This window comes from Microbacterium sp. PA5 (assembly GCF_049860775.1).
GTDB lineage: Bacteria > Actinomycetota > Actinomycetes > Actinomycetales > Microbacteriaceae > Microbacterium.
Window position 1 is genome coordinate 2,546,868 of the sequence record NZ_CP187567.1, and the last position, 24,857, is coordinate 2,571,724.

Here is a 24,857-nt window from a genome sequence, read left to right on the forward strand (position 1 = left end):
GCCCCGTACAGTCGAGCCATGGCCTCCAGCTCGCCCACGTACGTCTTCTCCGCTGACACCGAACGCGTCGACCGCGCGCTCGTGCACCGGTGGCTCAGCGAGGAGGCCTACTGGGCGAAGGGTCGCCCGCGCGAGAAGCACGACGCCGCGATGGACGCCTCCCGCAACTACGGCGTGTACGACAGCGACACCGGAAGACAGGTCGCGTACGCGCGCGTCGTCACGGACGGCGTGTTCTTCGCGTGGCTGTGCGACGTCTTCGTCGACGCCGAGCTGCGCGGCCAGGGCATCGGCGCGCGGCTGATCGACGGCGTGATGGCCGAACTGGACGGCCTCCGCATCCGACGGGTGCTGCTCGCCACCGCCGACGCACAGGGCGTCTACCGGCCGTTCGGGTTCGACGAGCTGTCCGGGCCGCTCGCCTGGATGATCCGCACCCGCGAGGGATAGCGCGAGGGATAGAGCGTGGATAGACCGGGACCTCAGACCGAGAAGTACTTCGCCTCGGGGTGGTGAAAGACGAACGCATCCGTCGACTGCTCCGGGTGCAGTTGCAGCTCCTCGCTGAGCTCGACGCCCATCCGCTCCGGGCGGAGCAGCTCGACGACCTTGCGACGGTCCTCCATGTCGGGGCACGCGGGATACCCGAGCGAGAAACGCGCACCGCGGTACTCCAGTTTGAAGAGACCGGCGGTGTCGGCGGGATCCTCGGCCGCGAAGCCCAGTTCCGAGCGGATCCGTGCGTGCCAGAACTCGGCGAGCGCCTCCGTCAGCTGCATCACGAGGCCGTTGAGCTCGTAGTAGTCGCGGTACCGGTCCTCGGCGAACAGTTTCGCGGTCACCTGATCGATGCGCGCCCCAGCGGTCACCAGCTGCACCGGGAGCACATCGACGGCGCCGGACTCCCGCGAGCGCACGAAGTCCGCCAGGCACAGGTGGCGATCGCGCCGCTGCCGCGGGAAGTGGAAGCGCAGCCGGTCCTCTCCCGGCGCGCCGCCGGACCCGCCGTCCGGTGCGAGCAGTCCGCGGGCGCCGATCACGCCCGCCGGGTCGTCGCCGTGGTGGAGCACGACGAGGTCATCGCCCTCCGCCACCACCGGGAAGTAGCCGTAGGCGACCGAGGCGTCGAGCATGCCCTCGGCGAGGATGCGGTCGAGCCAGTAGCGCAGCCGCGGGCGCCCCTCCGTCTCGACCAGCTGCTCGTACGAGAGCCCGTCCTCGCCGCGCCCGGGCTTCAGGCCCCACTGCCCCATGAAGGTGGCGCGCTCGTCGAGGAAGGCTGCATAGTCCGCCAGCGCGATCCCCCGCACGATCCGCGTCCCCCAGAAGGGCGGGGACGGCACGGCGTTGTCGGAGGCGACGTCCGACCGCGCCGGCATCGCCTCCGGCTCGGTGAGGGTGAGCAGCGACCCCTCGCGATGGATGCGCTTCTTCAGCGGCGGAAGGCCGACCGCGTCGGGGCTCTCGCCCCGCGCCACCCGCACGAGCGGCTCCATCAGCGCGAGGCCCTCGAACGCGTCCTTGGCGTACCGCACTTCGCCGTCGAACTGCCCTGCCAGGTCGTCCTCGACGTAGGCGCGGGTGAGCGCCGCGCCCCCGAGGAGCACCGGCCACCGGCCGGCGAGCCCCCGCGCCTGGAGTTCCTGCAGGTTCTCCTTCATGACGACCGTCGACTTCACGAGCAGCCCCGACATCCCGATCACATCGGCGTCGTGCTCCTCGGCGGCGGCGATGATGTCGGCGATCGGCTGCTTGATGCCGAGGTTGACGACGTCGTAGCCGTTGTTGGTCAGGATGATGTCGACGAGGTTCTTGCCGATGTCGTGGACGTCGCCGCGCACCGTCGCCAGGACGATCCGTCCCTTGCCCGACGCGCTCGACTTCTCCATGTGCGGCTCGAGGAGGGCGACGGCGGTCTTCATGACCTCCGCGGACTGCAGCACGAACGGCAGCTGCATCTGCCCGGCGCCGAAGCGCTCCCCCACGACCTTCATCCCCTCCAGGAGGTGGTCGTTGATGATCTGGAGCGGCGCGATCCCGTCCGCCCGGGCGAGGTCCAGGTCGGCCTCGAGGCCCTTCAGCTCCCCGTCGATGATCCGCCGCTGCAGCCGCTCGCCGACCGGGAGCGCGGCGAGCTCGGCCGCCCGCTGATCGCGCAGCGCCGCCGTGTCCACACCCGCGAACATGTCGAGCATGACCGCGAGCGGGTCGTAGGTGAGGTTGCCGTCGGCGTCGTACTCGCGCCGATCCCACACGAGGTCCAGCGCCACCCGGCGCCGGTCGTCGGGGATCGAGGCGAGCGGGACGATCTTGGCGGCGTCGATGATCCCGGAGTCCAGCCCGGCCTGCGTCGCCTCGTGGAGGAACACCGAGTTCAGCACCGACCGGGCGGCGGGGTTGAGCCCGAACGACACGTTCGACACGCCGAGGGTCGTATGGATGCCGGGGTACTTCGCGACGAGTCCGCGGATGGCCTCGATCGTCTCGATCGCGTCGCGCCGGGTCTCCTCCTGCCCGGTCGCGATCGGGAACGTGAGGCAGTCGACGATGATGTCCTCGACCCGCATGCCCCACTCGCCCACGAGCGCGTCGACGAGCCGCGACGCGATCCGCAGCTTGTCCTCGGCGGTGCGCGCCTGACCCTGCTCGTCGATCGTCAGCGCGATGACGGCCGTGCCGTGCTCCTTGACGAGCGGCATGATCCGGCCGAACCGGGACTCCGCGCCGTCGCCGTCCTCGTAGTTGACGGAGTTGACGACCGGCCGGCCGCCGATGAGCTCGAGGCCCGCCTCGATGACGGCGGGCTCGGTGGAGTCGATCACGAGGGGCAGGGTCGACGCCGAGGCGAAGCGCGAGACGACCTCGCGGATGTCGGCGACCCCGTCGCGGCCGACGTAGTCGACGCAGACGTCCAGCAGGTGCGCGCCGACGCGGATCTGGTTGCGCGCGATCTCGACGCAGTCGTCCCAGCGCCCGTCGAGCATCGCCTCCCGGAAGGCCTTCGAGCCGTTGGCATTGGTCCGCTCGCCGATCGCGAGGTACGACGCGTCCTGCTGGAACGGCACGTGCTGGTACAGCGACGCCACGCCCGGCTCCACCGTCGTCGCGCGCCCGGCGGGCGCCGGGAGCGGACGGAGACGCTCGACGACCGCGGCGAGATGCTCGGGGGTGGTGCCGCAGCAGCCGCCGACGAGTCCGATGCCGAACTCCCGCACGAACTGCTCGTGGGCGGTCGCCAGCTCGGCGGGGGTGAGCGGGTAGTACGCGCCGTCGGCCGTCAGCACCGGCAGGCCGGCGTTGGGCATGCACGCGATCGTGACGGTCGAGTGCTTCGACAGGTGCCGCAGGTGCTCGCTCATCTCCGCCGGGCCCGTCGCGCAGTTGAGGCCGATGGCGTCCACGCCGAGCGGCTCGAGCGCCGTCAGCGCCGCGCCGATCTCGGAGCCCATCAGCATCGTCCCGGTGGTCTCGACGGTGACCTCGACGAAGATCGGCAGCCGCACGCCGCGGGCGACGATGGCCTGCTTGCACCCGTTGACGGCCGCCTTGGTCTGGAGGAGATCCTGCGAGGTCTCCACGAGGAAGGCGTCGGCGCCGCCGTCGATCAGCCCCTCCGCCTGGAGCGCGAAGGTCTCCTTCAGGTGCGCGTACGACGTGTGGCCGAGCGAGGGCAGCTTGGTCCCGGGCCCCATCGAGCCGAGCACCCACCGCATCCGGCCGTCGACGGCCTCGGCCGCTTCGCACCGCTCCCGCGCGATGCGGGCGCCCGCCTCGGCGAGTTCGTGGATGCGGTCGTCGATGCCGTAGTCCGACAGGTTCGACCAGTTCGCGCCGAAGGTGTTCGTCTCGATCGCGTCGATGCCGACGGCCAGGTAATCGTCGTGGATCCGCGCGATCAGGTCGGGGCGCGAGACATTGAGGATCTCGTTGCAGCCCTCGAGCTGGCGGTAGTCCTCGAGCGTCGGCTCGTAGCGCTGGAGCATCGTCCCCATCGCCCCGTCGGCGATGACGACGCGCGACGCCAGGGCGTCCAGGAGCGCCTGCGACCGCTCCGGCCGCGGCGCCGCGTCGATGTCGAGCGGGTGGCGGAGCGGAACGGTCGAAGTCACCGGCCGATTCTCCCACGCTGGCGAGAGGCCGCGGCGTGGGAGAACCGGCCGGTGACGTCGTGTGTCGGACCGGCAGCCGGCGGCGGCAACGTGGCGGCCTGCTGCGAGGGACAGCGGGCCGGCGTCGCCGCGAGGCGGCGCACGACTTCTATCGCTCCGATGCCTCTCACCAAGCGGTCAATGCCGACAGGTCAAGGGCGAGCCGGTTGCGGGATTTCGCAAGGCGCTCGCTCAGACTCGCGACTTCCCGGCGTTGCGCGGATGATCCCCGACCAGCACTATGCAACCGAGGCAACGCAACCGCCCTCCACGCGCGACATCTGGGAGCTAATCATGACGACGCGCACTCTTGCGATGACCGCGCCCGGGACCGCCAACTCGACTATCCGGCGCCGCCTGAATGTCGCCTTGGCCAGCGTTCTGCTCGTCGCGGGCTTGCTGTTCACCCCGTCAGCGGCACAGCAGTTGGCGATCCAGAAGTGCGTGACATCCCTGGGCTACACATGGCTCACTGCGGTCGCGGGCGGGCCATTCGGTTTTACGATCGGCGGCGTGGCAGTTGCGCTCTGGGGGTGCTCATGGACGGGAAGGCATCACCATCGGACTACGGACCCCGCATGATCATCGCGGCAGTCGGCCTCGCCCTCGCGGTCGTGCTCGGCATCGCATCGCGGGACGTCGTCTGGGCGATCGGCCTCGCGACCCTGTCGATCGCGTGGGGCGTGTACGCCGTCGTGAGGCGCCGGCGCGACTCCGCGCGGCCGCCCCGGCCACCCGAGCCGCCCGAAGAAGGCGGGTGACTCAGCGTGCGCGGCGCGCCTTCAGGAACCCGTCGATCGTGTCCCAGAGGGCGATGGCGCCGATGCCGAACCCGGTGAGCACCGACAGGATGCCGTAGACCTTCGTCGCGTCGGGCGCGGGCACCACCGTGAGCCAGAAGTCCTGGTTGAGCAGAGCGTCCTGCGACAGCAGCCAGATCGCCGGCACGACGACCACGAGGTTCAGCACCGTGTTCGCGACGGCCAGACCCGCCGTCCAGCGCCGGCTGACGTACAGCACCACCTGGAACGCCGCCTCGATGGCGAGGACGAGGAGGAGCCCGCCCATCCACCAGGGCCACAGTCCGGGGTCGAGGAACGACATCCAGCGCTCGTCGACGTAGACGAGCCCCACGAGCTGATCCCAGACGAGGACAGCGGCGGCGAGCGCGAGGAACACCAGGCTCACGACCATGTCCGCGAACCGCGCGCGGGTGGCGTGGAGCTCCGGCAGATCGTCGAGCGTCCACGGGCTCGTCACGCCGTCCGCCTTCGTGCCGGCTCCCTCGGACCGCTCGATGATGAAGAACACGAGGGCCGTCCAGAACGCGAGGTGCACGACGACCGTCAGCGTGCCCCCGATGGTCGAGCCGATCACCGCGCCGAGCGGTGCACCGGCGAGCGTCTGCCCGAGCGCGATCCCGAACGCCGCGATCGGCGGCACGATCCACAGGAGCAGCTTCAGCAGCCGCCACCAGTCGAGGTAGTAGCGCGGGCCGATGAGGTGCAGCGGGCGGTCGATCATGCCGGCGGCGAGCTTGTCGGGGTCGCCGAGTGCGGTGAGCACGGCCCGCTCTGCCGTGTCCGCGGGCTCGCCCGACTCGATGCGGGCATCGAGCTGATCGGCGATCAGGCCGCGCAGCTCGGCGGCGACGTCGCCCCGCTGCGACTCCGGGATGGAGCGGGTCACCGCCTGGACGTAGCGCTCGGTGAGCGTGGCCGAGGCCGGCGGGGTACGGGTGTCGTTCATGTCAGTCCTCCTCGGGGAGTGCGTCGATCGCGACCGCGATCGCGCGGAAATCGTCGGTGAGCGCCTGGGCCAGGCGCCGCCCCTCGGCGGAGGTGCGGTAGAACTTCCTCGGCCGCGCCTCGTCGGTGTTCCACTCGCTGGTCAGGTGCCCCTGCTTCTCCAGGCGGCGCAACAGTGGGTACAGCGTGTTGGCGTCGGTGTCGAAGCCGCGCGCCTGGAGCGCTTCGAGGAGCCCGTAGCCGTACCCGGGCTCCACCAGCAGTCGCAGGCATGCCAGCACGACCGTGCCGCGGCGCAGCTCCTGCAGGTGGATCGTCTGCCCGTCGACATCGGGCATGTCCTCATCGCTCATGGCTCACACTGTACTGTGTTTCACACACTATAGTCAAGGACACAGTGCTGTGTGTACGAAGCACGCCAGGATGGGTGCATGAGCATCCCCTCGCTGACCGAGCTGCGCGACGCCGCGCACGTGGTCGCCCTCCCTCTCACCTCCCGCTTCCGCGGCGTCGATCTGCGGGAGGCCCTGCTCGTGGAGGGACCGGAGGGATGGACCGAGTTCTCCCCGTTCACCGAGTACGACGACCGCGAGGCGGCCACCTGGCTGAGCGCGGCCATCGACTTCGGCTGGCGTCCCCAGCCCGCGCCCGTGCGCGACGCCGTGCGGGTCAATGCCACGATCCCGGCCGTCGAGGCGAGACGCGTGCCGGCGGTGCTCGCCCGCTTCGAGGGATGCCGGACGGCGAAGGTGAAGGTGGCCGAGCGCGGTCAGCACCTCTCCGACGACGTCGCGCGCGTCCGCGCCGTGCGCGACGCGCTCGGGGCCGAGGGGCGCATCCGCGTGGACGCCAACGGAGGCTGGAACGTCGATGAGGCCGAGCGCGCCCTCCACGCGCTCGCCGAGTTCGACCTGGAGTACGCGGAGCAGCCCTGCGAGAGCGTCGGCGAGCTGGCCGAGCTCCGCCGGCGTCTCGCCGACTGGGACATCCCGATCGCCGCCGACGAGAGCGTCCGCAAGGCCTCCGACCCGCTCGAGGTCGCCCGCGCCGGGGCGGCGGACCTCCTCGTCGTCAAGGTGCAGCCGCTCGGCGGCATCGCCCGCGCGCGCGCCATCGTGGAGGCCGCCGGCCTCCCCGTGGTGGTCTCCAGCGCCCTCGACACGAGTGTCGGACTCTCCATGGGGGCCCTGCTCGCGGCGTCGCTGCCGGACCTCGACTACGACTGCGGCCTGGGCACCGCCGCCCTGCTCGCCGCCGACGTGACGGCCGACACCCTGCTCCCCCGGGCCGGCCGGATCGAGGCGCGTCGCGTCGAGGTCGACAAGGACCTGCTGGCGCGCCACGCGGCCGATCCGTCTCGGCGCGAGTGGTGGCTGGCCCGGCTCGAGCGGTGCCACGCGCTCCTCGCCGCGGGTGAGGACGCGGGCTAGACGCCGGGCGCCTCGACGAGCGCGACCACCAGCCGCTCCAGTCGGGCGTTGAGCAGCTCGTTGATCTCGGCCTGCGAGCGGCCTTCGAGGGTGGCCCGCGTGCAGGTGTCGTCCGACACGTCGAGCAGGAGCTGCGCCGTCTCGCCGAGGGGCAGGCGCAGGCGCAGTCCGAAGCCGTCGACGACGTGGGAGATGATGCCCTCGACGCGGTCGCGCATCGCCTCCTGCCACGCCAGGTACGCGGATGCCAGGCGCTCGTCGCGCAGCGCCTGCGTGCGGATCTCGCTGATCAGCTGCGGCTCCATGCGCTCGCCCAGCGAGGCGCCGACCACCTGACGCACGAGCCCCGACGGGTCGGCGAGCCCGGCGGGATCGAGGTCCCGCACCCGGCCGGCGACCTCCTCGAGCTTGGCCTCGGCCAGCTGGGTGATGAGGGCGAGGAAGAGCTCCTCCTTCGACTCGAAGTTCGAGTAGAAGGCGCCCCGGGTGAACCCCGCCCGCTCGCAGATCGTCTCGACGGACGCCGCGTCCATGCCGACCTCGGCGAACACCTCGTGGGCGGCGTCGAGAAGGCGCGCCCGCGTCTGCTCGCGGCGGCGGGATGCCGGACGCTCACCGATGTCGGTCATGCGTGCCTCCCACCCCGTCGTCGTCGCTTCCACTTTCTCACCTCATCCTCAGCCTTGCGGCCTCGCACGCCTCTACGATACATCTATGTATCGGATACATCGCTGTATCGATCCGTCCTGATCCGATCACCTCCGGAGCGCTCGTGTCCACACTGCTGTACTCCCTCGGCCGCTGGTCGTACCGTCACCCGTGGCGCGTCCTGGTGTCCTGGCTCCTCCTGCTCGCCGTCGTCGGCGGAACCGTCGGCGTCGGCATGGCCACCGGCTTCGTGAAGGGCACCGACAACTCGTTCTCCATCCCCGGCACCGAGGCCCAGGAGGGCATCGCACTGCTGGACCGCACCTTCCCGCAGGCCAGCGGCACCAGTGCGCAGCTGGTCGTGGTCGCGCCCGACGGCGAGCGCGTCGACGAGGCCCCGGTCGATGGCGTGATCGCCGACGCGATCGCCGACTTCGACGCACTCGACGGCGTGCTGGCCGTCACCGACCCGTTCGACGAGATGGTCGACGGACTCGTCTCCGACGACGGCCGGGCGGCCATTGTGCGCCTGCAGTTCGACGGACAGGCGACCGACGTGTCCGCAGAGACCAAGGACGCGCTCACCGCCGTCGCCGACCAGACGCGCGCCGCCCTCCCGGACGGGTCGCAGGTGGCGATCGGCGGCGACCTCTTCTCCACCTCCGTACCCGCCCTGAGCCTCATCGAGGCGGTCGGCGTGCTCATCGCCCTGTTCGTCCTCATCGTCACGTTCCGCTCGCTGGCGGTGGCGTGGTTCCCGCTCGCGAGCGCCCTCATCGGCGTCGCTCTCGCGATCGCGCTCATCTACGTCTCGACCGCGTTCGCCTCGATCTCCTCCACCACCCCGATGCTCGCGATCATGCTCGGTCTGGCGGTGGGGATCGACTATGCGCTGTTCATCGTCGCGCGCCACCAGGACCAGGTGCGCACCGGCGTCGATCCGGAGGAGTCGGCGGCCCGCGCCACCGGCACCGCCGGCTCCGCGGTCGTGTTCGCCGGCGTGACGGTGCTGATCGCGCTCATCGGGCTCGGCTTCGCGGGCATCCCGTTCCTCACCACGATGGGCATCGCCGCCGCGGTGGCCGTCGCGATCGCCGTCGTCGTGGCCCTCACGCTGACCCCCGCGCTGCTCGGGTTCGCGAAGGGCCGCGTGACGGGCTGGCCGCGGCCCTCCCGCCGCGCCTCCCGGCGAGCGGCGGCCCGTGCCGCGAAGCCCGCGCGCGGGTTCGCCGAGCGCTGGGTCACGGCCGTCACGCGGCGCCCCGTCGTCACCACGCTCGCCGTGGTCATCGGCCTGGGCGTCGTGGCGGTCCCGGCGGCCAGCCTCCACCTGGCGCTGCCGAACGCGGGCGTCCAGCCCCCTTCCAGCGAGGCGCGCCAGGCCTACGACCTCACCGCCGAGCACTTCGGGCCGGGCAGCAACGGCCCGCTCATCATGACGGGCACGATCGTCACCTCGACCGATCCGCTGGGGCTGATGGCCGACCTCAAGGCCGAGATCGAGAAGGTGCCCGGGGTCAAGGAGGTCGCCCTCGCGACCCCCAACGAGACGGCCGACACGGGACTCATCCAGATCGTCCCCGAGACCGCCCCCGACGACCCCGCCACCGCAGACCTCGTCCGCGAGCTGCGGGCGCAGCACGACCGGCTCCTCGACGAGTACGGCGTGGACCTCAAGGTCACCGGCTTCACCGCCGTCGGCATCGACATCTCGGACCGCCTCGGCGCCGCGCTCCTGCCCTTCGGCCTCTTCGTCGTCGGACTGTCGCTCATCCTCCTGATGATCGTGTTCCGCTCGATCTGGGTCCCCGTCAAGGCCGCCGCCGGCTACCTGCTCTCGGTCGCGGCCGCGTTCGGCGTGGTCGCGGCGGTGTTCGAGTGGGGCTGGTTCGCCGACCTCCTGCACGTGACGCGGACAGGCCCCGTCATCAGCTTCATGCCGATCATCCTCATGGGCGTGCTGTTCGGGCTGGCGATGGACTACGAGGTGTTCCTCGTGTCCCGCATGCGGGAGGACTTCGTCCACACCCGTCGCGCCCGCGGCGGCCGTGCCGAGCGCGCCACGGCCATCGCCGCGGTCCGGAGCGGGTTCACCGCCTCGGCGCGGGTGGTCACCGCCGCCGCGGTGATCATGTTCGCCGTGTTCGCCGCCTTCGTGCCCGAGGGCGACTCCTCCATCAAGCCGATCGCGCTCGGGCTGGCGGTCGGCATCGCCGTCGACGCCTTCCTCGTGCGGATGACGCTCGTCCCGGCCGTCATGACCCTCCTGGGCGAGCGGGCGTGGTGGATGCCGCGCTGGCTCGACCGCGTCCTGCCCCACTTCGACATCGAAGGCGAAGCCGTCGAACGCGAGCTCGCGCTGGCCCACTGGCCCGAGGACGCCGGTACCACCCCGCTCGTCGGCGAGGACCTGGCGGTGCGCGCCGCGGAGGTACGCGACGCCGGCGAGGTGACCCTCTTCTCGGGGGTCTCGTTCCGGGTGGCGCACGGTGGGACGCTGCTCGTCACCTCCCCCGACCCGCGCGCGGCACGCGCCTTCGCCCTGATGGTCGGCGGACGGCTCGCCGCGGGCGGCGCCACCCAGGTGACGGGCCGCCTCCGGGTCGCAGGCCACCTGCTGCCCGGCCGTGCGGCCTGGGTGCGCGCGCACGTGGGCGTCGCCCTGCTGGAGGGCTCGCCCGAGCCCGTGCGCGAGCTGCGGCGGGCGCTGGCCGGCGGCACGCGCCTGGTGGTCGTCGACGGCCTCGACAGCCTCACCGGCGCCGATCGCGACCAGGCGGCGGCGCTCCTGCGGGATGCGGCCGTCGCCGTGAGGGAGCGGCGCGGCGACGCCGGCTCGCCGCTCACCGTGGTCGCCACGGCCCGGCGCGACGGACCCGCGCTCGACCTCCTCGCCGATGCGCACCGCCCGACCGTGACGCCGCTCGCGCTGTCCGCCGCGCCCGTCGTGCTCCCCACCCCCGAACCGCCCTCCTCTGCACAGGTGATGTCATGACTGCTCTGCCCGCGACGACCCTCGAGCGCGCCCGGTCGCGCCGACCCGTGACCTGGGTGACGCTGCTCGGCGTCGTCCTGCTCCCCGTCGTGATCGGCGGCATCCTCATCGCCGCGCTCTACAACCCGGTCGACCGCCTCGACGGCATGCGCGCCGCCATCGTCAACAACGACGAGCCGGTCACCATCGACGATCAGTACGTCCCCCTCGGCCGGCAGCTCACCGCGGGTCTCGTGGAGGGATCGGACGACCTGGAGAGCAACCTCGACTGGACGATCTCCAACACCGACGACGCGCGGGAGGGCCTGGCCGACGGCACCTACGACGCCGTCATCACCATTCCCGAGGGCTTCTCCGCCGCGGCCACCTCGACCGCACCCGGCGGCACGCCCGAGCAGGCGACCATCTCGGTCGCCACCGCGCCCGACAGCCTCATCGTCGACGACGCCATCACCGCGCAGGTGACGCAGACGGCCGCCACGATCATGGGGCGCCAGCTCTCGGAGACCTACCTCGAGAACGTCTTCATCGGCTTCACGACCCTCGGCGACCAACTCGGCGAGGCCGCCGACGGAGCGACCCAGCTCGCCGACGGCGCCGGAGACGCCGCCGACGGCGCGGTGTCGCTGGCCGACGGGATCACCCGGCTCGCCGACGGCACCCGAGACCTCGCCTCGGGCATCCACGATCTGTCCGACGGCGCGGCCGAGCTCGGCGACGGCGCCCAGGGCGTCGCCTCGGGAGCGTCGGGCATCGCCGACGGCGCCGGCCGGATCGCCGGGGGCGTCTCCGGCGTCGCCGACGGCGCCGGCGCCCTCGGCGACGGACTCGACCAGCTCGCCGCCGCCACGCGCGACGCGCAGGGCGGTGCCACGCGGATCGCCGACGGGGTCGACGGCGGCGCCGACGAGCTGCTCGCGACCGGCATCGTGCCCGCCGAGCTCACCGACCTGGCAGCCCAGACCACCGCCACCGCCACGACGGCGGCCGGCGCAGCATCCGGCGTCGCGGGCGGCCTCAGCCAGCTCGCGGACCAGTGCGCGGCGTCCGGCGCCGATCCCTCGTTCTGCGATCAGCTGGCCGGACTCGAGGCCGCCGCCGGCGGCGCCGCGCAGGCGGCCGCGGGCACGCAGACCCTGGCCGAGTACAGCCAGGGCGGGCTCGGCCAGCTCGCCGACGCCGCCCCGCAGGAGCTCGCCGCCCAGCTGACCACGATCGCCGACTCGGTGCGAGCTCTGGGATCCGGGCTCGGGCAGATCGCCGGCGGCCTCGACGAGTCCGTCGACGGTGCCGACCAGCTCGCCACCGGCGCCGATCAGCTGGCCTCCGGGGCGAGCGGGCTCGCCGACGGCGCCGACCAGCTGTCCAGCGGCGCCTCCCAGCTGTCCTCGGGCGCGGCGGCCTTCGCCGACGGCGCCGGCACCGCCGCCTCCGGCGCCGACGAACTCGCCTCCGGGGCGGGCGACGCCGCCGGCGGAGCCGACGATCTTGCGGGCGGGGTCGAGCAGCTCGCCGACGGCACGAGCTCCCTGGCCGACGGTCTCGACCAGGCGGCGACCGCCGTCCCGTCCTACACCGACGCCGAGGCGACCGACCTGGCCTCCGTCGTCGCCGACCCGGTGGCCGCGGAGGGCATCGGCTCCTCGCTGTTCGGAGCGTCGGCCGTGCCGCTGCTCGCGACGCTCGCGCTCTGGTTCGGTGCTCTCGGATCCTTCATCGCGCTGCAGGCGGTGCCCCGGCACGCGCTGAGCTCACGGCGATCCTCCGCGGCCCTCGCGCTGCGCAACCTCGCACCCGCGGCCGGGATCGGCGCCGCGCAGGGGCTGCTGGTGGCCGGGGTCGTCCAGCTCGCCGCGGGCTACGAGTGGGGCGACTGGGCGGTGTTCGCCGTGCTCGCCGTCGTCGCCGGCGTCGCCTTCGCCGCCGTCAATCAGGCGCTCGTCGCCGTGTTCGGCGGTGCGGGCCGCTGGATCTCGGCGCTCGTGGGGGTCCTGGCCGTCGCCACCGGCGTCGTGTCGACCGTCCCCGGGGTGCTGTCCTCGGTCGCCGGCCTCATGCCGACGAGCCCCGCCTACACCGCCCTGCTGGCGGCCCTGACTCCCGCGAGCGGCGTGACCGCCGGCTTCGTCGGGCTGATCGTGTGGGCCGGCCTCGCCCTCCTCGCCACGATCGTGGCGGTCGCGCGGCGGCGGACGACCAGCGCGCGGGCGCTCCTGTCCGCCCCCGCGCTCGCCTGAGCCAGGTCCGGCACCTCCGCCGAGCCGACATCCCACGACCCAGCCGACACGATTCGCGCGCACGCGACGTGTCGGCTGGGTCGGAGCTTGTCGGCTCGCGGTGCCGGCTGCGGGGCGGACGCGGGATCAGCTCAGGCCGCTGTAGGCGTGCAGCCCCTTGAAGAACATGTTCACGATGACGAAGTTAAACAGCACCGCCGAGAATCCGACGATCGAGAGCCACGCCGAACGGCTGCCGCGCCATCCGCGGGTCGCGCGGGCGTGGATGTAGCCGGCGTAGAGCACCCAGATCACGAAGGTCCAGACCTCCTTCGTGTCGAAGCCCCAGTACCGGCCCCACGCGTCGTTGGCCCAGATCGAGCCGGCGATCAGGGTGAAGGTCCAGAAGATGAACCCGATGATCGCGAAGCGGTAGGCGAGCGACTCGAGCGCGTCGGCGCTCGGGATCGTGCGCAGGAACCGCATCCGTCCGTGCGCGGCGGGAGCATCCGCCGCGGGGGCCGCCTCCGCCGCCGAGGCGGGCCCGGCGGTCGCGAGCGAGGACGGCTGCGCGAGCCGCTCGCGCCGCTCCTGGAGCAGCTGGAGCACCGAGAGCGCGAAGGCCAGGGCGAGGAAGGCGGTGGCCAGCGAGGCGACGAACACGTGGATCACGAGCCAGACGCTCTTGAGCGGATCGGCCAGCGGCGTGACGTCGACGTGGAAGGCGAGGGCGGCGCCGCCGAGGAAGACGGCGACGAGCCCCGTGATGAACGAGCCGAGGAAGCGCAGGTCGTAGCGGAGGAGCACGGCCAGGTACACCGCGACGATGAGGAGCGTGCCGGTCAGCGCGAACTCGTAGTTGTTCGCCCACGGCACCCGCCCGGCCGCGATGCCGCGCAGCACGTCGCCGCCGAGGTGGAACAGGAACCCGAGCACGGTCAGCGAGGTGCCGATCCGCGCCCACACGTACCGCTTGCGCGCACCGAGCGGCGCCTCGAGGTCGGCCAGCGCGGCCGCCTCCTGTGCCCGCATCTCTTCGATCGCCGCTCCCGCGCCGCCGCGGCCGGACCCCCCGGTCGATGCCGTCGCGCCCACGAGCACGCGCTGCCCGGCGGACGGCTGGGCGGCGTCCTTCGCCTTGACGGCGAGGTCGCTGCGACGGGCGAGGTCGACGGCGTAGGCGATGAACGCCAGGGCGTAGATGGCGACGGCCGTCCAGACGAGCAGGAACGAGACGTCTTCGAGCGACAGACCGGAGTCGGGCATGCGGTTCAGTCTACTTTCGGGTCGGGGTCGGAAGCGGGGCCGTCGGGGACGGGTCGGTCGTCGGAGCCGAGCACGTCGGCGACCGCGACGCCGTGGGAGCGGGCGAGGTCGGCGACCGCAGCGGCGATCGCGGGGTCCTCGCCGCGTGCCAGGCCCGCGTACTCGATCCGCAGCGCGGCAGCTCCGGTCGACGTCGTCTCGGGGGTCGCCTTCACCCACAGCCGACGGCGCGGCACGAAGAGGGCGGCCAGGAGGCCGGCGAGGGCGAGGATCGCGAAGACCAGCACGAACGGCGCCCCGACGTCGCGGTGCACCGACAGCGACACGTAGCGCTTCACGGCCTCGGGCGCGCCGTCGGCGGTCGCATCCTCGAAGGTCACGGTGCCGAGGCCGTTCGGGAGGTCGACGGTGTCGCCGGGCGCGAGCTCGAGCGAGTCGACGTCGATCGCGCGACCGGTGAGCTGCTCCATGCCGCCCGTGTCGAGCGCGTAGACCGATCGCGGTGTCCCGTCGTCGATCCCCAGGTCGCCGACGTACACGTCGAGGGTGAGGACGGGGTTCAGCAGGTCACCGAAGGCCGAGGTCAGCGCGCCGCTGTGCAGCGACGCCGCACTCGGGTAGAAGAAGCCGACGAGCCCCATCTGCTCGGGGAGCCCGTCGGGCACCTTCACGACGCCGAGCGAGGTCATGTTGGCATCCTGCGGCAGGAACTCGACATCCTCACGGAAGACGATCTCGCCCGCCGCGTCGCGCACGGTGATGGTCGGGGCGTAGCCGTTGCCCATGAGGTAGATGCGGTCTCCGGCGAGCTCCAGCGGGTGGTTCACCCGCACGACGCCCGCATGGGGCTGCTGCCCGGGCTCGGTGACGGTGAGGTGGGCCGCGAAGTCGCCTGCCTGCCCCTGGCCGGCCTCGCCGAGGGCGGTGTAGGTGACGTCGAAGCGGTCGAGGGTGAGCGCGTACGGCGACAGGTTCTCGACGTCGACGAAGCGGCCCGGGTTGAAGGACGTGTAGCCGAGACCGATGGAGTTGACGAAGCTGTCGCCCTCGGCGATGACGGTCTGCCCGGTGTAGGTCAGCCCACCGCCGATGCCGACCGACAGCAGGACCCCGACGAGCGCCCCGTGGAAGACGAGGTTCCCGGTCTCTCGGAGGTACCCGCGCTCCGCCGAGACCGATGCGGTCGTCCCCGTGTCGTAGCGCTCGACCCGGTAGCCGGAGGAGCGCAGTTGCGCCTCGGCGAGCGCCACGGCATCGGCCGCGACGGCACCGGCGTCCGCGTCGCGCGGCAGCTCCACGACCGTCTCGACATGGTCGTCGAGACGCGACAGCCGCACGGGCGTGCGCGGCGGGCGCGCCTTCATCGCGTTCCAGTGGTGCTTCGTGCGCGGGATGACGCACCCGATCAGCGAGATGAACAGGAGGATGTAGATCGCCGAGAACCACACCGACGTGTACACGTCGAACAGCTGCAGCCCGTCGAGCACGGGATACAGGTCCGGGTTGTCGGTGCGCCACTGGGTGACGCCGTTCGGGTCGGCGGTCCGCTGCGGCACGATCGACCCCGGGATCGCGGCGATGGCGAGCAGCAGGAGCAGGACGAGCGCCGTCCGCATGCTGGTCAGCTGGCGCCACCCCCACCGCAGCCAGCCGACGACCCCGAGCCGCGCCGAGGCGGCACCGCGCCGTCCCGCGTCGCCCGCGTCGGCGGAGTCCGCGGAGTCCGCGTGGTCGTCGGGGCGGAGCGGGTCGGACTCGCCGGACTCGCCGCGGCCGGTGCGGGTGGCTTCAGAGCGGGAGCTGGACACTGCCGATCACCCCCGTCAGCGACGACATGACGGCGGTCCACGCGCCGGTGACCATGAGCAGACCCAGCACGATGAGGAGGACCCCTCCGACGATGTTGACGACGCGGATGTGGCGGCGGAAGAACGCGGTCGACCGAGCCGCCCAGCCGACGCCGAGCGCGATGAGCAGGAACGGGATCCCGAGCCCGAGCGAGTAGGCGACGGCGAGCACGACCGCCCGCCAGGGATCGGCCTGGGTCAGCGAGATGGACAGGATCGCCGTGTACGTCGGTCCGATGCACGGGGCCCACCCGATGCCCATCGCGACGCCCAGGAGCGGGGCCCCGATGAGCCCGAGCCCGCCGCGCACCTGCGGCTTGAGGGTGCGCTGGGCCATCCCGAACACGCCGAGGAAGACGAGCCCCATGAGGATGACCACGACGCCGAGCACCCGGGTCAGGAGATCGCCGTACTCGACGAAGAACCGGCCGACGGTGCCCGCGAGGACCCCCATCGCGACGAAGACGAGCGTGAACCCGAGGATGAACAGCAGCACCCCCAGCAGCAGCCGCCCGCGGCCGTCGCGGGCGCCGGAGCCGCGCGGTGCCGAGGCCGTCGTGGCGCCGCCGAGGAAGCCCAGGTAGCCCGGGACGAGCGGCAGCACGCACGGCGAGAGGAACGACACCAGGCCCGCCAGCAGGGCGATCGGCAGGGCGAGCCACAGCGCTCCGTCGAAGACGACGGCTCCGGGGTTCACGCGTCCTCCGCGAGCACGTCGTCGACGATCGTGCGGAGGATCGACTCGCTCTGCACCGCGCCGATGAACCGCGCCGCGACCCGTCCCTGCGTGTCGAGGACGAGCGTGATCGGCACCGCGCTGAGCGGGGTCCACGCGGCGAAGGCGAGCTTGAGGTCCGCGTCCTCGCGGGCCAGCAGCGACGGATAGGTCACGCCGTAGGTCTTCTCGAACGCCGTCGCCTGCTCCGGGCCGTCGTAGATGTTCACCCCGAGGAAGTGCGCTCCGGCATCGGCGGTCTGCCCGGACACCGACTCCAGGAGGGGAGCCTCGACACGGCACGGGCCGCAGCCGGCGTACCAGAAGTTCAGCACCAGCACGTCGCCGGCGAAGTCCTCGTCGCTCACCGTCGAGCCGTCCACGGCCGTGCCGGTGAACGTCAGCGACTCGCCCCGCTCGGACACGGGGATCTCCTGCACGCTGCCGTCGCCGCTGACGTAGCCCTGATTCGTGCCCTGCTTGTAGCCCTCGGCGATCCCGGTGGCCGTGTTGCTGCATGCGGCGAGGGTCGTCGCGAGCACGAGGGCGGCGACGGACGCGGTGAGGCGGCGGTGCCTGACGGAACGGGAGATCCTGCTCATCACACGGCCCCCACGTCGATCGCGCCGGAGGTCGTCGCCGGACTCGCGTAGGCGACCTCGCGCCAGCCCTCGCCGTCGCGCTCGAACGTCGTCACCGACGACAGCGCGCAGCGCCGCTGGCGCGGGTCGTGCCGCAGCGGCTGGCCGGCGACCGCGAGGTGCGTGATCCAGATCGGCAGCTGATGCGAGACCAGCACGACGTCGGCGTCGCCGGGCGCCGCCTCCCACGCGTCGCGCATCGCGGCGTCCATCCGTGCCACGACCTCGAGGTAGGGCTCGCCCCAGCTCGGGAGAGCCGGCGCGCGCAGGTGGTGCCAGTTGAGCGGGTTCATGAGCGCGCGCCGCATCCGTCGCCCCTCGAACACGTTCGTGGGCTCGATGATGCGCTCGTCGATCACCGGCTCGAGCCCGAACAGCTCCGCGAACGGCTCCGCGGACTCGCGGGCGCGCTGCAGCGGCGAGACCGTCAGCGACGCCACCGGGCGGCCCAGGTCGCGGACGTGCTCCGCGGCGGCCCGCGCCATGCGGCGGCCGTCATCGCTCAGCCGGAAGTTCGGGAGCCGCCCGTACAGCACGCGCTGCGGGTTGTGGACCTCGCCGTGGCGCACGAGGTGGAGGCGGTGGGCGGGCACGCCTTCAGTCTACGGCGGCGCGTTCTGTGGGCGGGCTGGGAGCGGGTCAGGCGGGGTCCGCGCGCCGGTCGCGCAGCTGGCGCACCCGCGTCACGAGGAACCACCCGACACCCGCGACCGTTCCGACGATCACCACGTACTGGAGGATGTCGGCGTAGGTCTCCACGACGTGCCAGGACTCGCCGAGGAGGAATCCCGCCAGGACGAACACGGTGTTCCAGACCGCCGATCCGGCCAGGGTCAGCAGACCGAACCGCCACATCGGCATCCGCACGACGCCCGCCGGGATCGAGATGAGGCTCCGGAAGATCGGGATCATGCGTCCGAAGAACACGGCCTTGCCGCCGTGGCGGGCGAACCAGGCCACCGTGCGGTCGATGTCCTCGACATGCAGCAGGGGAACCCGCGCGGCGAGGGACCGCAGCCGGCCGAGACCGAGCCACGCGCCGATCCCGTAGAGGAGGAACGCGCCGACGACCGATCCGGCCGTCGTCCAGGCGAGCGCCTCGACCAGGCTGAAGGAGCCGCGCGATGCCGCGAGCCCCGCCATCGGCAGGATCACCTCGCTCGGCAGCGGCGGGAACAGGTTCTCGGCCGCGATCGCGATGCCCGCGCCCGGGGCGCCGATGACGTCCATCAGGGAGACGACCGCGTCGACGAGCGTCGTGAGCCAGGATCCGTCCGATGCCGCCGCCATGCCCTCGACGGTAGAGGTCGAAGGTTTCCAGAACCTGTACGGGAGCCGTGCACCGGCGGGCGGGCCGGGCGCGCCCCGCCGCGTAGACTGGCCGATTGTGAGTGAACGCGTTCTCGTCAGCCAGCTGCAGTCCCGTGAAGACGGCGCCGTCTCGGTGTCCGGATGGGTGGAGACCGTCCGCGATCAGAAGAAGGTCCAGTTCGTCATCCTGCGCGACGAGACCGGAGCCGTGCAGCTGGTCAACCCCGCGACCCGTCCCGACCCCGAGAACCCCGCCCAGGACGCCGACGCGCTCGCGCTCACGGCGCTCATCTCGGAGTTGACCACCGGCACCTTCCTCACCGTCACCGGCGACCTCAAGCACGACGAGCGCGTCAAGCTCGGCGGCGTGGAGATCAAGATCGGCGCGCTCGAGATCGCCGCCGCCGCGCTCCCCGAGACCCCGATCGCCGCCGACAGCGGGCTCGACAAGCGCATGGACTGGCGCTTCCTCGACCTGCGTCAGCGTCGCAACAACCTCGTCTTCCGCGTGCAGACGACCCTCGAGCACGCGATGCGGTCCTACTGGATCGAGCGCGACTACATCGAGATCCATTCGCCGAAGCTCATGGCCTCGGCCTCGGAGTCCAACGCCGAGCTGTTCGAGGTGCCCTACTTCGAGGACAAGACGGCCTACCTCGCGCAGTCGCCGCAGTTCTTCAAGCAGATGGCGCAGTCGGCCGGCTTCGGCAAGATCTTCGAGATCGGCGACGTCTACCGCGCCGACCCGTCGTTCACCAGCCGTCACGCGACCGAGTTCACCTCGATCGACGCCGAGATCAGCTGGATCGACTCGCACGAGGACGTCGCGGTGATGCAGGAGGAGCTCCTGCAGACCGCGATCCAGGCGGTCAAGGACAAGCACGGCGACGAGATCAAGGAACTGTTCGACATCGACGTGGTCGTGCCCGCCGTGCCGTTCCCGCGCATCCCGCTGGCCGAGGCGCGCGAGATCGTGAAGGCGCGCGGGTACGAGATCCCCCGCACCGACGGCGACCTCGACCCCGAGGGCGAGCGGCAGATCTCGGCTCACGTCGAGGAGACGTACGGGCACCAGTTCGTGTTCATCACCGACTACCACCCCGAGATCCGCGCGTTCTACCACATGCGCGACCCCGAGACCGGGCTCACCAAGTCGTACGACCTCCTCTACAAGGGCGTCGAGATCACGACCGGCGCGCAGCGCGAGCACCGCGTGGACGTCCTCGAGGTGCAGGCGCGCGAGAAGGGGCTCGACCCCGAGCACCTCGCGTTCTACTTCGACTTCTTCCGCTACGGCGCGCCGCCGCACGGCGGGTTCGGCATGGGCCTCGCCCGCGTGCTCATGCTGCTGCTCGGTCAGGACTCCATCCGCGAGGTCACCTACCTCTTCCGCGGTCCGACACGCCTCGCTCCCTGACGTCCGCGACCCGTCAGCGGACGGTCACCGCCGGTTCACCCGACGCGCCTCCGGTGGTCACCCGGCGTCCGTAGCTTCCTCTCGTCCCCGCACGAGCAGCGCCTTCCGGCGCGCGCCCGTGCGACACCCGAGAGGAACCACATGTCCACCACCCGTGCGCGACGCCTGGGCGTCGCCCTCGCCCTGACGACCGCCGCCGCCCTCGCCCTCGCGGGCTGCGCCACCGATGCCGGCACGCCCGGCGCCGGCTCCACCGACGGCGCCGCCACCTCGGACGCCGCCACGGCGACGAGCCTCGCCGACTTCGGCACCCTCGCCGACCTGGAGGCCGCCGCGAAGGCCGAGGGTAAGCTCAACGTCATCGCCCTTCCCCGCGACTGGGCAAACTACGGCGAGATCATCGATCTGTTCACCGAGCGCTACCCCGAGATCACGGTCACCGAGCAGTCGCCCGACATCTCCAGCGCCGAGGAGATCCAGGCCGCGCAGACCAACGAGGGGCTCGACACGGCGCCCGACGTCTTCGACCTCGGACTCACGGTCGCCCTCCAGAACACCGACGTCTTCGCTCCGTACAAGGTGCAGACCTGGGACGACATCCCCGAGGCCCTGAAGGAGCCCTCCGGGCTGTTCGTCGGCGACTACGGCGGCTACATGTCGGTCGGCTACGACTCGAGCCGGTTCGACGAGCCGGCCGAGCTCACGGACCTCCTCGGCGCCGCGTACAAGGGCTCCGTCGCCATCAACGGCGATCCCACCCAGGCCGGCGCCGCCTTCGCGGCGGTGGGGCTCGCGACCGTGCAGAGCGGCGGGACCCTCGACGACTTCCAGCCCGGCATCGACTTCTTCGCCGAGCTGCAGAAGGCCGGCAACCTGCTGAAGGTCGACGTCACGACCGGCACGATCACCAGCGGCGAGACCCCGGTCGTCTTCGACTGGGACTACCTCAACGCGACCCACGCGACCACCAACCCGGCATGGAAGGTGCGCGTGTTCGACGGCACCGGGTACGCCGGGTACTACAACCAGGCCATCAACAAGGACGCGCCGAACCCTGCCGCCGCGCGCCTCTGGCAGGAGTTCCTCTACAGCGACGAGGTCCAGAACCTCTGGCTCAAGGGCGGCGCCCGCCCGGCCCGCATGGAGGCCATGACCGCGGCCGGAACGATCGACGCCGACCTCGCCGCCGCCCTGCCCACGGCCCCGGCGACGACGGTCGTGCCGACCGAGGCGCAGAGCACCGCGGCCGGCACGCTGCTCGGCGAGAAGTGGGCGTCGGCGGTCCAGTGACCTCCGACGTCCTGACGACGCCCACGAGCGTGCGCGCGGTGCGCGTGCGCTCGTGGGCGTGGCTCGGCCTCGCGCCGTTCGCCGCGTATCTCGCGCTGTTCCTCGCTCTCCCCACGATCCTCGCGATCTCCACCGGCTTCCTCGACGGCGACGGCGCGTTCACCTGGGCGAACATCACCGCCCTCGCCGACCCGGTGATCGTCACCGCCTTCGCGAACACGACGTGGCTGTCCCTGCTGACGGCCGCCATCGGCGCCGTGGTCGGCGCCCTCGTCTGCTACGCCGCGCTGGGGCTGCCGCCCACCGGCGCCGTCCGCAGCACCCTGGACGCCGCCACCGGCGTCCTCGCCCAGTTCGGCGGCGTCATGCTCGCCTTCGTGTTCATCGCCACCCTGGGCGTGCAGGGCGTGGTGACGGTCCTGCTCCGCGACGGGCTGGGCATCGACATCCAGCCGGGCGCCTGGCTCTACTCGCTCCCCGGGCTGATCCTCCCCTACGTCTACTTCCAGGTGCCGCTCATGGTGATCACCTTCCTCCCGGCGCTGTCGGCGCTGAAGCCGCAGTGGACCGAGGCGAACCTCGTGCTGGGCGGCACCCGCGCGAGCTTCTGGATGCGGGTGGGCCTTCCCGTCCTCGCGCCGTCGTTCCTCGCGAGCTTCCTGCTGCTGTTCGCCAACGCGTTCTCCTCGTACGCGACGGCCGCCGCGCTGGCCAGTCAGGGCTCCCAGATCGTCCCGCTGCAGATCCGCGCGGCGCTCACGAGCGAGACCGTCCTCGGCCGCGAGAACCTGGCCGGCGCGCTGGCGCTCGGCATGATCGTCGTGGTGGGGCTCGTCATGTGGCTCTACACGGCCATCCGCTCGCGGGCGGCACGGTGGCAGTCGTGAACGCCACGACCGCCTCCGGCAGGGCGCCGCGCGGACTCGAGCCGGCGCGCGCCACCCGCTGGGCCATCGGACTGACCGTCGGCGTCCTCTTCGCCGTCCCGCTCCTCGCGACGCTGCTGTACACGTTCCGCGACCCGCTCACGGGCGGTCTCTCGACGGCCAACTGGATCCGGGTCTTCGACCCGGGCAACACCCAGGTGCTGGCGCCGATCTGGACCGGCCTCGGCAACTCGCTGGTCCTGGCGGTCGTGACCGTCCTGATCGTCCTCATCGTGCTGCTGCCCACGATGATCCTGATCGAGCTGCGCTACCCGCGGCTGGGGGCCGCGTTCGAGTTCGTCGCCCTGCTGCCGATCTCGATCCCGGCGATCGTGCTGGTGGTCGGACTCGCCCCGATCTATCTGCAGATCGGGAGGGCACTCGGCACCGGTGCCTGGACCCTCGCCTTCGCCTACGGCATCACCGTGCTGCCCTTCGCCTACCGGTCGATCCGGGCGTCGATCGGCGCGGTCGACCTCAAGACGCTCGCCGAGGCGGCCCGCGCGCTCGGCGCGAGCTGGCTCGAGGTCATCGTGCACGTGCTGGTGCCGAACCTCCGTCAGGGCCTGCTCGCCGCCTCGCTCATCTCCGTGGCCGTCGTGCTGGGCGAGTTCACGATCGCCTCGCTGCTGAACCGCCAGGTCCTCCAGACCGCGCTGGTCGTCGCCAACAAGATCGATCCCTACGCCTCGGCGATGTTCACCCTGCTGTCCCTGCTGTTCGTCTTCCTCCTCCTCCTCGCGATCTCCCGCGCCGCACGGTCACGTACCGGAAGGACCCCCTCATGACCGCCACCGACCTGCCGCCCGCCGCCGGGACGATCCGCGCTCTGCCCCGCACCTCCGACAACCTCCTCCTGGCCGACGCCGGCGAGGGCACCCGCGTGGAGTTCCGCGGGGTCACGAAGGACTACGGCCCGACCCGCGTCCTCCACGATTTCCGTCTCGACATCGCCCCCGGGGAGTTCGTGTCGCTGCTCGGTCCCTCCGGCTGCGGCAAGACGACGGCCCTGCGCGTGCTCGCGGGGCTGGAGCCCTCCTCGGGCGGCGCGGTGCTCCTCGGCGGCCGCGACGTCTCCGGCATCCCGACCAACCGGCGCGACATCGGCATGGTGTTCCAGTCCTACTCGCTCTTCCCGCATCTGCGCGTCATCGACAACGTGGCCTTCGGGCTCCGGCGTCGCCGCGTCGCGAAGCGGGAGGCCGCCGGGCGCGCCGACGACGCGCTCGCGCTCGTGGGCCTCGACCACCTGGCGGACCGCTACCCCCATCAGCTCTCGGGCGGCCAGCAGCAGCGCGTGGCCCTGGCCCGCGCCCTGGTCACCGAGCCGCGCGTGCTCCTGCTCGACGAGCCGCTGTCGGCACTCGACGCGAAGGTCCGTGTGCAGCTGCGCGACGAGATCCGCCGCATCCAGCTCCGGCTCGGCATCACCACCGTCTTCGTGACCCACGACCAGGAGGAGGCGCTCGCCGTCTCCGACCGGATCGCCGTGATGAACGCGGGTCGCATCGAGCAGATCGGCACGCCGGAGGACCTCTACCTCCGTCCCGCCACACCCGGTGTCGCCGCGTTCGTGGGGGTCTCCAGCCTCGTGCCCGGCATCGTGCGCGGACGGGAGGTGCACGTGTGGTCGGAGCGCCTGCCGCTGCAGTCCGCGCCGGCGGACGACGGTCCCGTCGAGGTCTTCGTCCGCCCCGAGAACGTCCGGCTCGTCGCGACGGGCGGGGTCACGGCGACGGTGCAGGAGAGCACGTTCCTGGGCAGCTTCCGCCGGACGCTCGTCCGCACCGGCGACGGCACGCTCGTGACCGTCCAGCACGCGGCCGACGAGCGCGCCGACTACGACGACGTGGTGCGCATCGCGTTCACGGACACCCCCGTGGTCGTCCGACCCCGTGTCGAGGTCGATGCACCGGAGGCGCGGGGGTCGTCGAACGCGAGTAGCCGCCGCGGCGCCTAGACCTCGAAGTCGACCGCCATCCGGTCGCCGACCACGCTGCGGATGTAGGCGGCGACTTCCTGGTGGGCGGGATGGGTCTGGTAGTCGTCGAGCCCCTGCACGTCGTCGAAGTCGATGACCACCGCCACGTCGACGTTCTGGTGCGCGTAGGCGGCGTTCGGGCCCGCCGACAGGGAGCGGATCGACGGGACGACGCCCACCAGCCCGGTGAGCCGCCGCGCCACCTCCGCCGCCTGCGCCGCGCGCGTGTCGGGATCCTCCGCGGTCAGCTTCCAGGCCACGACGTGTCGGATGGTCAT

Annotated in this window: 21 protein-coding genes; 10 read left to right on the forward strand and 11 right to left on the reverse strand. The window is 72.0% G+C overall.

Annotated features, from left to right (window positions below; translation table 11 throughout):
- The first annotated feature begins 18 nt into the window (after nt 1–18).
- Nucleotides 19–450 (forward strand): GNAT family N-acetyltransferase, encoded by a 432-nt coding sequence (locus ACPWUT_RS12095; protein ID WP_284530104.1) that lies wholly within the window; start codon nt 19–21, stop codon nt 448–450.
- 32 nt (nt 451–482) lie between these two features.
- Here the strand turns inward: ACPWUT_RS12095 and metH are convergent, their stop codons facing one another.
- Nucleotides 483–4,109, reverse strand: coding sequence for a methionine synthase (gene metH / locus ACPWUT_RS12100; RefSeq protein WP_284530105.1), 3,627 nt, complete (start codon nt 4,107–4,109; stop codon nt 483–485).
- A 617-nt stretch (nt 4,110–4,726) separates the two neighbouring features.
- On the opposite strand from metH, the gene ACPWUT_RS12105 reads away from it, so the two are divergent.
- Nucleotides 4,727–4,909, forward strand: coding sequence for a hypothetical protein (locus ACPWUT_RS12105; RefSeq protein ID WP_284530107.1), 183 nt, complete (start codon nt 4,727–4,729; stop codon nt 4,907–4,909).
- A 1-nt stretch (nt 4,910) separates the two neighbouring features.
- On the opposite strand, the gene ACPWUT_RS12110 is transcribed toward ACPWUT_RS12105, so the two are convergent.
- Complete coding sequence (locus ACPWUT_RS12110) at nt 4,911–5,897, reverse strand: permease prefix domain 1-containing protein (protein WP_425837947.1); 987 nt, start codon at nt 5,895–5,897, stop codon at nt 4,911–4,913.
- A 1-nt stretch (nt 5,898) separates the two neighbouring features.
- Nucleotides 5,899–6,249 (reverse strand): PadR family transcriptional regulator, encoded by a 351-nt coding sequence (locus ACPWUT_RS12115; RefSeq protein ID WP_284530111.1) that lies wholly within the window; start codon nt 6,247–6,249, stop codon nt 5,899–5,901.
- Between the two features lie 78 nt (nt 6,250–6,327).
- On the opposite strand from ACPWUT_RS12115, the gene ACPWUT_RS12120 reads away from it, so the two are divergent.
- Nucleotides 6,328–7,326 (forward strand): o-succinylbenzoate synthase, encoded by a 999-nt coding sequence (locus tag ACPWUT_RS12120; RefSeq protein WP_425837950.1) that lies wholly within the window; start codon nt 6,328–6,330, stop codon nt 7,324–7,326.
- On the opposite strand, the gene ACPWUT_RS12125 is transcribed toward ACPWUT_RS12120, so the two are convergent.
- Entirely contained in the window at nt 7,323–7,955 is a 633-nt protein-coding gene (locus ACPWUT_RS12125) for a TetR/AcrR family transcriptional regulator (RefSeq protein ID WP_425837953.1), read from the reverse strand. The genes ACPWUT_RS12120 and ACPWUT_RS12125 overlap by 4 nt on opposite strands.
- Before the next feature lie 143 nt (nt 7,956–8,098).
- Between ACPWUT_RS12125 and ACPWUT_RS12130 the strand changes: the two genes are divergently transcribed.
- Together ACPWUT_RS12130 and ACPWUT_RS12135 are read left to right on the forward strand one after the other, a co-directional pair.
- A complete protein-coding gene (locus ACPWUT_RS12130) occupies nt 8,099–10,969 on the forward strand; it encodes an MMPL family transporter (RefSeq protein WP_425837956.1) in 2,871 nt (956 codons plus the stop codon).
- Nucleotides 10,966–13,206 carry a YhgE/Pip domain-containing protein gene (locus ACPWUT_RS12135; protein ID WP_425837959.1) on the forward strand — a complete coding sequence of 747 codons (2,241 nt, stop codon included), beginning with the start codon at nt 10,966–10,968 and terminating at the stop codon, nt 13,204–13,206. Before ACPWUT_RS12130 ends, ACPWUT_RS12135 begins: the two co-directional genes overlap by 4 nt.
- A gap of 126 nt (nt 13,207–13,332) precedes the next feature.
- On the opposite strand, the gene ccsB is transcribed toward ACPWUT_RS12135, so the two are convergent.
- Genes ccsB through ACPWUT_RS12165 form a run of 6 tightly spaced genes read right to left on the reverse strand, consistent with a single transcriptional unit; the run spans nt 13,333 to nt 18,944 of the window.
- Nucleotides 13,333–14,451 (reverse strand): c-type cytochrome biogenesis protein CcsB, encoded by a 1,119-nt coding sequence (ccsB, locus tag ACPWUT_RS12140; RefSeq protein ID WP_425837962.1) that lies wholly within the window; start codon nt 14,449–14,451, stop codon nt 13,333–13,335.
- A gap of 5 nt (nt 14,452–14,456) precedes the next feature.
- Nucleotides 14,457–16,259, reverse strand: a complete 1,803-nt coding sequence (resB, locus tag ACPWUT_RS12145) for a cytochrome c biogenesis protein ResB (RefSeq protein WP_425837965.1) — start codon at nt 16,257–16,259, stop codon at nt 14,457–14,459.
- Nucleotides 16,240–16,995, reverse strand: a complete 756-nt coding sequence (locus tag ACPWUT_RS12150; RefSeq protein ID WP_425837968.1) for a cytochrome c biogenesis CcdA family protein — start codon at nt 16,993–16,995, stop codon at nt 16,240–16,242. The genes resB and ACPWUT_RS12150 overlap by 20 nt, the downstream gene beginning before the upstream one ends.
- A complete protein-coding gene (locus ACPWUT_RS12155) occupies nt 16,992–17,615 on the reverse strand; it encodes a TlpA family protein disulfide reductase (RefSeq protein ID WP_284530121.1) in 624 nt (207 codons plus the stop codon). The genes ACPWUT_RS12150 and ACPWUT_RS12155 overlap by 4 nt, the downstream gene beginning before the upstream one ends.
- Nucleotides 17,615–18,247, reverse strand: coding sequence for a histidine phosphatase family protein (locus ACPWUT_RS12160; protein ID WP_284530122.1), 633 nt, complete (start codon nt 18,245–18,247; stop codon nt 17,615–17,617). Before ACPWUT_RS12160 ends, ACPWUT_RS12155 begins: the two co-directional genes overlap by 1 nt.
- A gap of 46 nt (nt 18,248–18,293) precedes the next feature.
- Nucleotides 18,294–18,944, reverse strand: a complete 651-nt coding sequence (locus ACPWUT_RS12165) for a DedA family protein (protein ID WP_284530123.1) — start codon at nt 18,942–18,944, stop codon at nt 18,294–18,296.
- A 97-nt stretch (nt 18,945–19,041) separates the two neighbouring features.
- Here ACPWUT_RS12165 and aspS point away from each other — a divergent pair, with 97 nt between their 5' ends.
- The 5 genes from aspS (at nt 19,042) to ACPWUT_RS12190 (ending at nt 24,558) form a co-directional block, all read left to right on the forward strand.
- Nucleotides 19,042–20,382 carry an aspartate--tRNA(Asn) ligase gene (gene aspS / locus ACPWUT_RS12170; protein ID WP_425837973.1) on the forward strand — a complete coding sequence of 447 codons (1,341 nt, stop codon included), beginning with the start codon at nt 19,042–19,044 and terminating at the stop codon, nt 20,380–20,382.
- A gap of 141 nt (nt 20,383–20,523) precedes the next feature.
- Nucleotides 20,524–21,672 (forward strand): ABC transporter substrate-binding protein, encoded by a 1,149-nt coding sequence (locus ACPWUT_RS12175; protein ID WP_284530125.1) that lies wholly within the window; start codon nt 20,524–20,526, stop codon nt 21,670–21,672.
- Nucleotides 21,669–22,559, forward strand: coding sequence for an ABC transporter permease (locus ACPWUT_RS12180; RefSeq protein ID WP_425837977.1), 891 nt, complete (start codon nt 21,669–21,671; stop codon nt 22,557–22,559). Before ACPWUT_RS12175 ends, ACPWUT_RS12180 begins: the two co-directional genes overlap by 4 nt.
- Nucleotides 22,556–23,386 (forward strand): ABC transporter permease, encoded by an 831-nt coding sequence (locus tag ACPWUT_RS12185; RefSeq protein WP_425837980.1) that lies wholly within the window; start codon nt 22,556–22,558, stop codon nt 23,384–23,386. Before ACPWUT_RS12180 ends, ACPWUT_RS12185 begins: the two co-directional genes overlap by 4 nt.
- The gene (locus ACPWUT_RS12190; protein ID WP_425837983.1) at nt 23,383–24,558 is read left to right on the forward strand and encodes an ABC transporter ATP-binding protein; all 1,176 of its coding nucleotides are present in this window, start codon (nt 23,383–23,385) and stop codon (nt 24,556–24,558) included. Before ACPWUT_RS12185 ends, ACPWUT_RS12190 begins: the two co-directional genes overlap by 4 nt.
- Here the strand turns inward: ACPWUT_RS12190 and ACPWUT_RS12195 are convergent.
- Nucleotides 24,555–24,857, reverse strand: coding sequence for a Dabb family protein (locus ACPWUT_RS12195; protein ID WP_284530132.1), 303 nt, complete (start codon nt 24,855–24,857; stop codon nt 24,555–24,557). The genes ACPWUT_RS12190 and ACPWUT_RS12195 overlap by 4 nt on opposite strands.

Coding starts and splice junctions, on each gene's coding strand:
- ACPWUT_RS12095 (WP_284530104.1), top strand. CDS start 19: ATGGCCTCCAGCTCGCCCACGTACGTCTTCTCCGCTGACACCGAACGC.
- ACPWUT_RS12105 (WP_284530107.1), top strand. CDS start 4,727: ATGATCATCGCGGCAGTCGGCCTCGCCCTCGCGGTCGTGCTCGGCATC.
- ACPWUT_RS12110 (WP_425837947.1), bottom strand. CDS start 5,897: ATGAACGACACCCGTACCCCGCCGGCCTCGGCCACGCTCACCGAGCGC.
- ACPWUT_RS12115 (WP_284530111.1), bottom strand. CDS start 6,249: ATGAGCGATGAGGACATGCCCGATGTCGACGGGCAGACGATCCACCTG.
- ACPWUT_RS12120 (WP_425837950.1), top strand. CDS start 6,328: ATGAGCATCCCCTCGCTGACCGAGCTGCGCGACGCCGCGCACGTGGTC.
- ACPWUT_RS12125 (WP_425837953.1), bottom strand. CDS start 7,955: ATGACCGACATCGGTGAGCGTCCGGCATCCCGCCGCCGCGAGCAGACG.
- ACPWUT_RS12135 (WP_425837959.1), top strand. CDS start 10,966: ATGACTGCTCTGCCCGCGACGACCCTCGAGCGCGCCCGGTCGCGCCGA.
- ccsB (WP_425837962.1), bottom strand. CDS start 14,451: ATGCCCGACTCCGGTCTGTCGCTCGAAGACGTCTCGTTCCTGCTCGTC.
- ACPWUT_RS12155 (WP_284530121.1), bottom strand. CDS start 17,615: ATGAGCAGGATCTCCCGTTCCGTCAGGCACCGCCGCCTCACCGCGTCC.
- ACPWUT_RS12165 (WP_284530123.1), bottom strand. CDS start 18,944: ATGGCGGCGGCATCGGACGGATCCTGGCTCACGACGCTCGTCGACGCG.
- ACPWUT_RS12175 (WP_284530125.1), top strand. CDS start 20,524: ATGTCCACCACCCGTGCGCGACGCCTGGGCGTCGCCCTCGCCCTGACG.
- ACPWUT_RS12190 (WP_425837983.1), top strand. CDS start 23,383: ATGACCGCCACCGACCTGCCGCCCGCCGCCGGGACGATCCGCGCTCTG.
- ACPWUT_RS12195 (WP_284530132.1), bottom strand. CDS start 24,857: ATGACCATCCGACACGTCGTGGCCTGGAAGCTGACCGCGGAGGATCCC.